The organism is Lachnoclostridium sp. Marseille-P6806 (assembly GCF_900625025.1).
Classification (GTDB): domain Bacteria; phylum Bacillota; class Clostridia; order Lachnospirales; family Lachnospiraceae; genus CAG-791.
The window spans coordinates 96,454-109,029 of the sequence record NZ_LR130579.1 but is presented as its reverse complement, the minus strand read 5'-3'; the positions used below and the strand labels follow the sequence as shown (position 1 = coordinate 109,029).

Below are 12,576 nucleotides of genomic sequence, written 5' to 3'. Positions count from 1 at the left end.
CGGAATATTCTTCCGGCGGAAAGGCCTCGCCGGATCAATAGATAAGTAGAGAACAGAGTGGTTTCTTAAATTATCAGGCAAGGAGGGAAGTTATGGCACTGGATTACAGCAAGTGCGCCAGAGAGATCAGCGAGGTGATCGGCGGCGGGAAAAATGTCGTCAGCGCGGCGCACTGCGCAACGAGGCTTCGTCTGGTCATTGCCGACAACAGCAAGGTCGACAGAAAGAAGCTCGAGGATGTCGAGGGCGTCAAGGGCGTATTCGAGTCCAACGGACAGCTCCAGATCATCATCGGCACCGGTACGGTGAACAAGGTTTATGAGGAGTTTCTTTCGTTCAACGGCCTCACGGCGGCGACCAAGGACGATGTCAAGGCGGCTGCGGCGCAGAGACAGCCGGTATGGAAGCAGATGCTCAAGGCGCTGGGCGACGTGTTCGTCCCGATTCTTCCGGCGATTGTGGCCTCCGGCCTGATGATGGGCATTGTCGAGGCGCTGGGCAAGGCGGTCCCGGGCTTCGCGCAGACGGACTGGTATGCGTTTCTCGACACGGTATCGAATACCGCGTTTGCGTTCCTGCCGGTCATTGTGGCGATTTCGGCGGCGCGGGTGTTCGGCGGGAATATTTTCCTCGGCGCGGTCATCGGACTTCTGATGGTGCACACGGCCTTTATCAACGGCTGGAGCGTCGGCAGCACCGAGACGATCAACAGCTTTTTCGGCGTCACGGACGGCGTGGTTCCGAAGTGGCATCTTATCGGCGATGTTGTCACCATCCGCCGCGCGGGCTATCAGGGGCATGTCATTCCGGTCATTATCGCGGTATGGCTGATGTGCCGTATTGAAAAGTGGCTCCATAAGCATGTGCCGGAGATGATCGATCTCTTTGTCACGCCGCTGACGACGGTGTTCACCACCGCGCTTCTGGCGCTGTGGATCATCGGACCGATTTTCGCGCAGCTGGAATCGTGGGTTCTCCTCGGCGCGGAGATTCTTGTGAAGAATCCGATCGGCGCGGCGGTGATGGGCGCGGTCTACCCGTGGACGGTCGTCATGGGACTGCATCATATGTATAATGTGATCGAGGCCGGCATGCTGGCGTCGGTAGGACTGAATACATGGATGCCCATTGCCTCGGCGGCGAACTTTGCGCAGTTCGGCGCATGCCTCGCGGTCGGCATCAAGGCGCATAACAACAAAACCCGCGTCATCGCGGTTCCGTCCTCGATGTCCGCAGCTCTCGGCATCACGGAGCCTGCCATCTTCGGCGTGAACATGCGCTTCTTCAAGCCGTTCATCTGCGCGATGATCGCCGGCGCCGTCGGTGCGCTGTTCGGCGCAGTCTCAAGGATCGGTGCGACGGCCTACGGCGTCACCGGCATTCCGGGGTACCTCACAATCGACAAGCCGCTCCAGTACACGATACTGCTCCTGATCTCCGGAGGCCTTGCGTTTCTTCTCGTGTGGTTTATCTGGAAAGAGGGGGATGCCGGAGCGAAGCAGGAGGCAGCCGCCGGCGCAGAGGGAGATGCCGCGGCGGCCCCTGTATCGGAAGTTGCGGCGGACGCTGCGGAGCAGGATGCCCTCGGCGCGATGGAGCTGCGCGAGGTTATGACTTCTGAGGCGGGAGCGCTCTATGCTCCGGTGAGAGGACGGGTGATTCCCGCGGAGCAGATCCCGGATGAAACCTTTGCCGGAGGCGTTCTGGGACAGGGCGTCGGCATTGAGCCCGAGGAGGAGACGGTGTATGCCCCCTGCGACGGCACCATCAGCAGCGTCGCGGAGACGGGACATGCGATCGGCATTTCGGCGGCGGGCGATCAGGAGCTTCTGATCCACGTAGGCGTCGATACGGTCAAGATGGGCGGAAAGGGCTTTCGTACGCTGGTTGCGGAGGGAGATGCCGTGAAGCGCGGACAGAAGCTCCTGACCTTTGACCGGGCGGCCATCCGTGAGGCCGGTTATCCCGATGTCGTGGTCTTCCTGCTCACGAACAGCGACGACTACAAGGGCTTTAAGGTAACGGGAGTCTGAGCGGCCGCATGACCACAGGCAGGCGGCGTCTCTGCGCTCTTGGCAGGGACGCCATAAAACAGCAGGGAATACAGCAGAAAAGGAGAACAGCAATAATGAGAGAATTCAATTTTACCGTAAGCGATCCCGATGGAATCCATGCCCGTCCCGCAGGGCTTCTTGTCAAGGCGGCCAAGGCCTTTGAGAGCACCGTCACCGTATTCGCCGGGGACAAAAACGCCGACATGAAGAAGCTCCTTGCGCTGATGGCGCTGGCGATCAAGCAGGGGCAGACCATCACCGTTAAGGTGGAGGGAGCCGATGAGGACGCGGCGGCCGAAGCGGTCGAGAAGTTCCTTAAGGACACGTTCTGAATGGAAAGCGCGGCGGAGAGCTGCTCTGTATCGGAGAAACCGCAGCAGCGGTTTTCGCCTCAAAAATGCCTGCGGCAGAGCTGCGGGCGGAAAGGAAAGAATGCAGGTAGCAACCGGAAAAAGTATTCTGAATGGAATCGCGATCGGCAAAATCAAGGTATACCGGGCGCCCCGGCTCGTGATCAGCGATGCGATGGTGAACGACGTCGAGGCCGAGCTTGCGCGCTTTGAGAGCGCGAGGGAAAAGGCAGTCGCGCAGCAGAGCGCACTGTATGACAAGGCGCTGGTGGAAGCCGGCGAGGAGAATGCGGCGGTGTTCGAAATCCACGGCATGATGCTGGAGGACGACGATCTGATTGACGCCATCTGTGAGATCATCCAGAAGCAGCAAAAAAACGCGGAATATGCCGTCAAAACCGCCTGCGACAATCAGGCAAGAGTTTTTGCGGAGATGGATGATCCCTATATGAATGCGCGCAGCGCCGATATTGACGACATCGGCCGCAGCATGCTGGATTTTCTTATGGGAAACGACCTCAGCTCTCTGCAGGGGAGTGAGCCGTCCATTCTCGTTGCGGAGGATCTGGCGCCGTCCGAGACGGTGCGGCTCGATAAATCGCTGCTTCTCGGCTTTGTTACGCGGGAGGGGAGCACAAACAGCCACACAGCGATCCTTGCCCGCAGCATGAACATTCCGGCGCTTGTGCAGTGTGGGGAGGCGAGCGCTGACTGGGATGGGAAAACCGCCATCATCGACGGCTATAACTCCTGCATCTACATTGAGCCGACGGAGGACCTTATGGCGTCGCTGAAGAAGCGGCGCGAGGAGGATCAGGCCAAAACCGCTCTGCTGCAGGAGCTCAAGGGCAAGGACAATACGACCATCGACGGAAAAACCGTTAAGGTCTATGCCAATATCGGCGGCCCCTCGGATATCGGCGCCGTTCAGCAGAACGACGCCGGCGGCGTCGGACTGTTCCGCACGGAATTTGTTTATCTGAACAGCAAGGAGAGCCCGACGGAGGAACAGCAGTTTCAGGCATACCGCCATGTGCTGGAATCGCTTGCACCGAAGCAGGTCATCGTCCGCACCTGCGATATCGGCGCGGACAAGACTGTAGACTACATGAAGCTCGATGCGGAAGAGAATCCGGCGCTGGGCTACCGCGCAATCCGCATCTGCCTGACGCGGAAAGAGTTCTTCCGCACGCAGCTCCGCGCGCTTCTTCGCGCGTCTGCCTACGGCAATATGGGCATCATGTTCCCCATGATCATCAGCGTCCGCGAGCTCCGCGAGGCCAAGGAGATTCTCGAGGAGTGCAGACAGGAGCTCCTCGGGGAGGGAGTGAAGGTCGGAGAGTATGAGATCGGCACCATGATCGAGACGCCGGCGGCGGCGATTCTTGCGGATGAGCTGGCGGAGGAGTGCGATTTCTTCTCGATCGGGACGAATGACCTGACGCAGTACACTTGCGCGATCGACCGGCAGAATGCAAAGCTCGAGCCGTTCTCCGACACACATCACCCGGCGGTTCTGCGCCTGATCCAGATGACCATTGAGGCGGGGCACCGCCATGGAACATGGGTGGGCATCTGCGGCGAGCTCGGCGCGGACCTCAGCCTCACGGAGACATTCCTCCGCATGGGCGTCGATGAGCTCTCGGTCAATCCGAAGAGCGTGCTGCCGCTGCGAAAGACCATCCGCGGGATCAATCTGAAAAACGATCCCTGCGGCTGCGGTGGAAGCTGAGACTGCGCAGGAAATAAAACAGGGAACGGGGCAGGTATGCAGCGGGCTTGATCTTTCGGAAGCGGAAAATCAAGCCCGCTGTTTTTGCGTCAAAGAGACGGCGCCGCGCCTGCCCGGCAGTCCTCTGCGTTTGCGCAAGCCGTGTCAATCAAGAGAACAAATAGGGGAAACCAGTCGTCTCCGGAACTCATTATAATCAGGAGATGTAAGGGAACAGAGAAGGGGCAGGGCGGGGAAATTCCGGAGCGATGAAAACGTACAGGGTCATGGTGATCGGATGCGGCTATATCGGGCGGCAGCATCTGGAGGACATTTATTACAGGGACAACATCTGTGTGGAGGCAGTGGCCGATCAAAATCCGGCCGCGGCGAGATTTGCCGCGGAAAAGTACCGCGCCGCCCGCTGGGGCACGGATTACCGGAAGCTCCTTGCGGAGGCGAGGCCCGATATCGCTGTCATTGCGACAAATGCGGATTCGCACCTCTCCATACTTCGGGACTGCCTGCAGGCAGGCGTCCATGTGCTGTGCGAAAAGCCGATTGCACGCACGCTCTCGGACGCCGGAGAATTCGCGGAGCTGGTGCGCCGCGCAGAGGCGTGTGTGCTGGTCGGGCATATTCTGCGCCATAACCGGACGTTTATTCGGGCGGGCGAGCTCATCCGCGCCGGAGCCGTGGGCATGCCGCTGGTTATCCGGATTGTGAAAAACCAGCATGCGCTTGATTGGGCGCGCTATCGCAGGCTTCTGCGGGATTGTCTGCCCGTGACGGACTGCGGCGTGCATTATTTTGATATCATGGAATGGTACACGGGGGAGCATATTACGGAGCTGTCCGGCATTGGGGCCGTGACCGAGCCCGACGTGCCGGAGGGCAGATATAATTACACATTGTCTGCGGTCCGACTTTCCGGAGGGTCCGTCGGATACTTTGAGGCGGGCTGGGGAAGGAGCATGGCGCAGTCCAACGTAAAGGAATTCATCGGACCGAAGGGACGGCTCGTGATTGAGCTGGCGGCGGACCGGGGCGCCTTTCGCGAGGAGGGGGATCTCATCACGATATATCATTCGGATACCGGCGAGTATCAGAGCATCAGCAGCCGATCCTCCTATAAGCCGATGTATGCGCAACTCTCGCATCTTATTGCGATGATTGAGGGACGGGCCGGGGCCAACCCCTCGATGGAGCAGGTGATGGCGAGCCACCGGGCGGCCGACGCCGCGGCGCGGGCGATATACAGCGGTCAGCCGGTGCGGCTGACCGGTTGAGGAGAACAAATGGCATCAGATATTCTGTCCGGAGAAAACTTTCATTTCGACAACAGTTACATTGCTGCGCCGCGGCGCTTTTCGTTCGGCGAGCTTGTGCAGGCGGGAGAGCTTTGCTGCGAGAAAGGCTACGGTGTGCCGCCGCACAGACAGCAGTATCTCGAAATCAGCTACATTGTTTCCGGGAGCGGCGTGTTCGGCGTAAACGGGAAAAGCTGTGAGGTTCACGAGGGGGACATTTTCATCAATCAGCCGAACGAGATTCATTCCATTCAGGCGTCCGCGCAGGAAAACCTCTGGTTTCTGTATGCGGCGTTTGTGCTGGGCGAGGATGAGACGGCTGTCATGGAGGAGCTCCGGGCCTTCTATAACAGGCCGATTCCGCAGCGGCTGGCGCACGACAGCTTTAATGTGAAGGAGCCGTTTATGAAGATTCTTCAGGAGATCTACGCCGCGGATTCCACGTCGGAAGCGATGATACAGACCTGCCTGCTGCAGATGATTATTTTAACCTACCGCACATACACGAAATATGAGGGCCTGCAGTACGTTCCGCCGCAGTCCGCGGGCAGGTCCGACGCGGTGATTTACAGTATCCTGCGCTATGTGGATTCCCACATTGAGGAGGTCCGGAGCGTTTCCGGCATCGCGGATGCGCTGGGGTACAGCAGCGCCTATCTTTCACATCTGTTCCGTGACAGAACGGGCATGACGCTGCAGAATTATGTCGCTTACAGGAAGATCGAGTGCGGGCAGCGTCTCATCGAGAAGGGGAGGTACAGCATCACGCATATCTCGGAGCTGCTGCATTTTGAATCGGTTCCGTCCTTCAGCAGGGCCTTCCGGAAGGTGGTGGGCGTGTCGCCGTCCGCCTTTCAGAGAATGTGCTCGCCGGAGGACGGCAGGAGACACGAAACCAATGGAGGGAAGAGACGATGAAGGTAGCGGTGATCGGCTGTGGGACAATTGCCACAAATCAGCATATTCCGGCGTATATGAAGAATGAGAGGACAGAAATCAGATATTTCTGCGATATTCTTCCGGAGCGCGCGCGGGCGGCGGCGGAAAAGAACGGCGTGGGAACTGTCGTGACGGATTACAGGGAGGTGCTCCGCGATCCGGAGGTGCAGGCGATATCCGTATGCACGCCGAATCATATGCACGCGCAGATCTCCATCGACGCGCTGCGTGCCGGCAAAGATGTGCTCTGCGAAAAGCCGGCGGCCCGTTCTTACGAGGAGGCGCTTGCCATGCAGCGGGCCCAGCACGAGACGGGAAGAATCCTGAATATCGGTGTCGTCAACCGCTTTAATGACGCCGTCAACATGGTCAAATCCTTTATTGACGATGGAAAACTCGGAGAGGTCTATCATGTCATTGCGCATTTCCGGGCGCACAGAAGCATTCCGGGACTGGGCGGTCCGTTTACGGACAAGGCGATTGCGGGGGGCGGCGCGCTGATCGACTGGGGCGTCCATTATCTTGATATTGTCATGTACTGCTGCGGGGATCCGGCGCCCGTCACGGTCAGCGGGGAGACCTACTGCCGTCTGGGACGCGACATCAGGAACTACGCCTATGAGACAATGTGGGCGGGACCGCCGAAATATGACGGCGTGTATGATGTGGACGATTCCGTGTCGGCGCTGATCCGTACCGAGGGGCCGGTGATTTCCGTGGAGGGCGCGTGGGCGCAGAATATCGGCCCTGCCGAGACTTATATTGATTTCATCGGCGATAAAGGCGGCATCCGCCTCGATTATGGGGCGAAATTCACCTATTATTCGTCGATGCCCGGTGGGGAGCACGGTGCTCTGCTTGAGCTGCGGCCGGAATTTCATATGAGAAACCAGTTTGAGAATGAGATCAACGCCTTTGCAGACGCGGTGGAGAACCGCAGGCGGATGCCGTCGCACATTGATACCTTTATCCTCACGCAGAGGATCATGCAGGCGGTCTATGATTCGGCGGAGGCCCACAGGGAGCTTGTTCTTGCAGGAGGACGGCAATGAAGCTTGGATTTATTGATTATTTTCTGGATGAATGGCATGCGAATCACTATCCGGCATGGATCCGCGAGCTTTCGGGGGGCGAGATCGAGACGGCCTACGCGTGGGCGCTGCGGGATGCGCCGTCCGGAGGGCTGACCACGACGGCGTGGTGCGAAGCGTTCGGAGCGGTCCGCTGTGAGACGCAGGAGGAGCTGATCGGGAACTCGGACGGCATCCTTATCCTCGCGCCGGACAACTGTGAGCTTCATGAGTCGCTGAGTCGGCTGGCGCTGCGCTCGGGCAAGCCGGTGTATGTGGATAAAACCTTTTCTCCCGATGCGGCGGCGGCCCGGAGGATGTTTGCTGCCGCAGAGACCTCCGGCACACCGTGCTGGTCGGCCTCCGCGCTGCGTTTTGCGGAGGAATACGCGGCGCTGCGGGAGGGATGTTTCCATTCGGTAGTCAGCTCCGGACCCAATGACTTTGAGACGTATTCGGTGCATCAGCTGGAGCCGATGCTGATGCTGCTGAAAAAGAGGGCACTGACCGTGTCGGCGGTAAGGTCGGACAGCTCCTATTCCATTCAGTTCAGCTTTGAAGGCGGCGCCTTTGCATCGCTGACGGGCTATGCGGCCGGAGCGCCCTTTGCGCTGATAGCGGATGACGGCAGGCGTGTGACGCGCGTTGAAATCACCTCGGATTATTTCCGCCGCTTCACGGAGGCTCTTGTGAATTTTTTCCGCAGCGGAACGGAGCCGGTCGCGCACGCGGACACCATTGCGGTCATGGAGCTCAGAGAAGCGGGGATGCGGGCGCTGGCAGAGCCCGGGACGGTTGTCCGGCTCGCATAGACGGGCAGGGAGGGGGGTGGTGCCCCGGCGCATCCCGGCGAGCCGCTTCGGAGAGGAGGATATATGAGCAGATTTTCTATTGGCATTATGGCGGACAGCCTGAGAATTCCTTTTGCTGAGGCGGCGAGGGTGGCGCACGCACTCGGCGCGCGTGGCGTCCAGATGTATGCGGTTCAGGGGGAGTTTTCGCCCGAGCGGCTGACGGAGGAAAAAAGAGCGGAGATCAGAAGAATCCTGAACGAGAATGCGCTGGTGGTTTCTGCGCTGTGCGGCGACCTCGGCGGAGGCGGGTTTGTCAGTCGGGAAACCAACCCGGCGCGCGTGGAGCGGTCAAAGCGCATCGTGGATCTGGCGCTGGAACTGGGAACCAATATTGTCACCACGCACATCGGCGTCGTCCCGGAGGACGCGGAAAGCGAGCGCTATCAGGTGATGCAGGAGGCCTGCAATGCACTGGCGGAGTATGCCGCCTCCTTGGGGGCCTGCTTTGCGGTGGAAACGGGACCGGAGCCTGCGGACAGACTGAAGCGTTTTCTCGACAGCCTTTCGTCGAAAGGGGTCGCGGTCAACATGGATCCCGCCAATATGGTGATGGTGACAGGGGACGACCCGGTGAGAGCGGTGTACACGTTGCGTGAGTATATCGTGCATACCCATGCCAAGGACGGTGTGATGCTGCGGCCCTGCGTTCCTGAGGAGGTGTATGATCGCTTTGCGGGTATCGGTCCGGAGGGGCTGGATGTGAACGACTATTTCCGCGAAGTTCCGCTGGGAGAAGGGAGCGTGGATTTTCCCGCATGGCTGAACGCGCTGGAGGATATCGGCTACCATGGCTTTCTTACCATCGAGCGCGAAACAGGGGCGCAGCCCGAGGAGGACATTCGCAGGGCGGTTGCTTTTCTGCGCGGCATCATATAGGCTGATTTTGTGACCGGGCGGAACAGAAACAGAACAGGCAGACTTTAAGAAAGAGATCGGATAGGGCGTCGGGGCGTTCTATCCGTTTTTTGAAGCTGTTTTCGTGGGGAGTGTCAAAACAGATTCGGGAGGGAATATGGCAAAGGTTCTGATCGTGGAGGATGAGCTGCTGGTCGGTGTCGGGATCCGGAATCTGATCAGCTGGGAGAAGCTCGGCTGCGAGGTGGCCGGCATGGCGAGAGACGGGAAGGCGGGGCTTGTGCTTTACCGGCAGAGCCGGCCGGATATTATTCTGACGGACATCAAAATGCCGGAGATGAATGGACTGGAAATGATTGCCGCGATCCGGCAGGAGGATCCGGAGACGAGAATAATCATTCTGACGGCCTATGATGAATTTGATCTGCTCCATGAGGCGATGCGCTTCGGCATCACGGACTACCTGCTCAAATGGAAGCTGTCGGCGAAGGAGCTGGAAAGAGTGGCGGAGAAAGCGATACGTGAACTGTGTCAGCTTCGACCGGGGTGTTGGCAGGAATCCGTCGGAATGGAGGTGATACCGCGGAAAAAGGAGCTGCTGGAGAGCTTTGTGCTGACCGATGCCATGACGGAGGAGACGTTTGCGCGGGCGGCCGCGGAGCAGGCGCTTCGTCTGCGCCCGGAGAATCTGTACTTCTGCCTGATGGAGTTCCGCCGCGGGGGCCAGCCGCCGGATTCTGCACGGCGGCAGAAGCTCTGGAATGAGATTCCTGAGCTTCTGGAGGAACTTCTGCAGACTTATCGCAGGGGGGAGACGTTTCTTTCGTCAGATGCGCTGTACTGGTTATTGGTGAGCTTTGAGGATGTCGGGCAGGAGCAGGAGAGAGAGGCGAAGCTGACGGAAATGCTGCGTCATGTTTCGTACCTGATCCGCAGCTATGGCAATTCCGGGGTGCGGTTTGGCATCAGCGGCTGCAGGAGCGGATATTCGTCGCTGAAGACACAGTATGCGGAGGCCCTGGAGGCACTGCGGGCGCCGGAGGCGGCGGACGGTGAGCTGCACTGGTACAGCTCGGAGGAGACGGAGACGGCAAGGCCGGAGGTGAAGGACTGCAGCAGAAAGGTCAGAGAAATCTGCCGCTATATGGAGGAGCACTATCGGGAGGATATTTCGCTGCACACGCTGGCGCAGCAGGTCGCCCTGAGTCCGAATTACACGAGCAATCTGTTCAAGAAGGAGACCGGCGTCAATTATTCGGAATATCTGAATATCGTGCGGATCGAACGGGCCAAGGAGCTGATGCGGACGACGCATCTGAATGTCGCGGAAATTTCCGACCGGGTCGGCTTCTCGGAGGTGAGCTATTTCAGCCGTACGTTCATGAAATATGCGGGCATACGTCCCAAGAAATACATGCAGGCGGAGAGCGGGGAGAAAGGGGGACAGCTGTGACGGGGAAAAGGCCGCGGCGCGGCCGGAGTCTATCCGCCCAGCTGACGGCGGCTTTTTTCCTGCTGTTCGCCGTGCTCGTGATGGTCGCGTTCGTCATGACTTTTGTGATTGTGGAGAGGGTTATCCTGAACAATCAGCAGAAGTATACGGTACAGCAGTTCCGGCAGATTGACAGCAGCATCGGCGAGCTGTGCAGGCGCGTTGATCTGCAGTCGAGATCGATTGCGGGCGGCACGGGTGTGCAGAGGGTCCGCGCGTACAGGAGCATGTCCTCCTCCGAGAGGACGTACTGCGCCTACGAGATGTTTCGTCTGTTTCAGAACAGCATGAAGGAGTGCCCGCAGATCGCCGCGGTCAACTATTTTGATGCAGACGGCATTGTTCTGGGAACAGGGGTGATGGAGAACTATTACCATCTGGGCGAGGGCGCGCCGGAGGCGTGGTTCTACGGGTCGGAGCTGTATCAGGGGGCGCTGGCCGGAAGAAGAACACTTGTCTGGGAAGGGGCGCACGACAGCAGGGAATTTTCGGAGATAAGGGATGCGGAAAAATACAATCAGCCCGTTGTCCTCTGTGCGCGGCTCGCCGGGCACGGCGTGCTGGTCATGTCGGTGAAGACCTCCTCCTTTGCGGAAACGTTCCGAGGCCTGACGGAGAATCAGGGAAGCCGCATGTTTCTGGTGGATCAGAGCGGAACGATTCTTGCAGCAAACCCGGACGAAAGAATCGGGGAGCACTGCGAGCTGTTCGACGACTGCGGGGGAAGCGGGATCAGCGGCACGGTCAGGGACACGGCGGACGGCAGAATGCAGGTGGTCTGCTATCCGCTGACCGATTTTCCGGGCATGATGATCTGTGAGGTGCCGTTTCACGCGCTTATGGCCGATATCTTCCATATCCGGAACATTCTGCTTCTTCTTGTGGTGCTGTGTACCGCCGCGGCCTACTTTCTTTCCCGATTGTTCGTCGCGCGTTTTCTGCGGCCGCTGAACGTGCTGGTGGACGCTATCAACCGGACCGGCGACGGCAATCTGGGCTGCACGGTACCGGAGAAATCCGCCAACGAAATCGGGATTCTGGAACGGACCTTCAACCGGATGTCGCTTCGCATCCGCGAGCTGTTCGAGCGGGAGCAGAGGGTGGAACGGGAAAAACGGCGAACGGAAATCGACGTGCTTCGCTACCAGCTGAATCCGCATTTTATATACAACACGCTGAACACCATCAAGTGGATGGCCATGATCGAGGGGGAGGAGAGCATCGCGGACTGCGTTACTGCGTTCGGGAGCTTCCTGGAGCCGGTGTTCCGGAAAAGCGGCGCGTTCTGCACCCTTTCCGAGGAAGAGGAGCATATTTCCCATTACATCAAGGTGATGAATTACCGCTTTGCCGGGAAGTTCGAGTTTGAGGATCAGATTCCGGAGGAGCTGGCGCAGCTTCGCGTGATGCGGTTTATCCTGCAGCCGATCGTCGAAAACGCGCTGTCGCACGGTCTCAGCAATCAGGCGCAGGGCAAGGTCGTTCTGGGGGCGCGGCAGGAGGGCGGCGACCTGTTCGTGACGGTGTCGGATACCGGCAAGGGGATTGATGAGGCCACGCTGCTGGAGCTGCGGGATAAATTAAACCGCGGAGCGGAGGACACGGGGCGGCAGATCGGGATTCTCAATGTGCACCACCGGCTGCGGCTGCAGTACGGCAGAGCATACGGCCTGCAGATCGAAAGCGCGCCGAACGAGGGGACGCAGGTCGTTCTGAGGATGCCGTGCCGTGCGGAGGAGGACGGCGACCATCCGCCAAAGCCGGATGACATCTGCCGGCAGGCGGAGAATATATGTAATTAGTACAAAAAAGAGGCGCGAAGCGTAGAATTATACAAAAAATAGGTGTTAATTGCATTCATTCCGCGGAAATTATTGAATAAAATATACAATAAAGAAAGGAAAAATAAGAGAAAAAGCAAATAAATGACTAAAACCGTGC

At 58.8% G+C, this 12,576-nt stretch carries 10 protein-coding genes; all 10 read left to right on the top strand.

Going from position 1 to position 12,576, the window contains the following annotated elements:
* Positions 1–92 precede the first annotated feature (92 nt).
* Entirely contained in the window at positions 93–2,033 is a 1,941-nt protein-coding gene (locus E0E20_RS08495) for a PTS beta-glucoside transporter subunit IIBCA (protein ID WP_130837777.1), read from the top strand.
* A 95-nt stretch (positions 2,034–2,128) separates the two neighbouring features.
* Positions 2,129–2,386 carry an HPr family phosphocarrier protein gene (locus tag E0E20_RS08490; protein ID WP_130837776.1) on the top strand — a complete coding sequence of 86 codons (258 nt, stop codon included), beginning with the start codon at positions 2,129–2,131 and terminating at the stop codon, positions 2,384–2,386.
* 100 nt (positions 2,387–2,486) lie between these two features.
* The gene (gene ptsP, locus E0E20_RS08485) at positions 2,487–4,136 is read left to right on the top strand and encodes a phosphoenolpyruvate--protein phosphotransferase (protein ID WP_130837775.1); all 1,650 of its coding nucleotides are present in this window, start codon (positions 2,487–2,489) and stop codon (positions 4,134–4,136) included.
* Positions 4,137–4,384: 248 nt separating this feature from the next.
* Positions 4,385–5,404, top strand: a complete 1,020-nt coding sequence (locus tag E0E20_RS08480; RefSeq protein WP_130837774.1) for a Gfo/Idh/MocA family protein — start codon at positions 4,385–4,387, stop codon at positions 5,402–5,404.
* A gap of 9 nt (positions 5,405–5,413) precedes the next feature.
* Positions 5,414–6,343 (top strand): AraC family transcriptional regulator, encoded by a 930-nt coding sequence (locus E0E20_RS08475; RefSeq protein ID WP_130837773.1) that lies wholly within the window; start codon positions 5,414–5,416, stop codon positions 6,341–6,343.
* Entirely contained in the window at positions 6,340–7,416 is a 1,077-nt protein-coding gene (locus E0E20_RS08470) for a Gfo/Idh/MocA family protein (RefSeq protein WP_130837772.1), read from the top strand. Before E0E20_RS08475 ends, E0E20_RS08470 begins: the two co-directional genes overlap by 4 nt.
* Positions 7,413–8,246: a hypothetical protein gene (locus E0E20_RS08465; RefSeq protein ID WP_130837771.1), complete on the top strand. Its 834-nt coding sequence runs from the start codon at positions 7,413–7,415 to the stop codon at positions 8,244–8,246. Before E0E20_RS08470 ends, E0E20_RS08465 begins: the two co-directional genes overlap by 4 nt.
* 63 nt (positions 8,247–8,309) lie before the next feature.
* Entirely contained in the window at positions 8,310–9,164 is an 855-nt protein-coding gene (locus E0E20_RS08460; protein WP_130837770.1) for a sugar phosphate isomerase/epimerase family protein, read from the top strand.
* A gap of 136 nt (positions 9,165–9,300) precedes the next feature.
* Positions 9,301–10,596: a response regulator transcription factor gene (locus E0E20_RS08455; RefSeq protein WP_130837769.1), complete on the top strand. Its 1,296-nt coding sequence runs from the start codon at positions 9,301–9,303 to the stop codon at positions 10,594–10,596.
* Entirely contained in the window at positions 10,593–12,437 is a 1,845-nt protein-coding gene (locus E0E20_RS08450; RefSeq protein WP_130837768.1) for a cache domain-containing sensor histidine kinase, read from the top strand. Before E0E20_RS08455 ends, E0E20_RS08450 begins: the two co-directional genes overlap by 4 nt.
* The last annotated feature ends 139 nt before the right edge of the window (positions 12,438–12,576 follow it).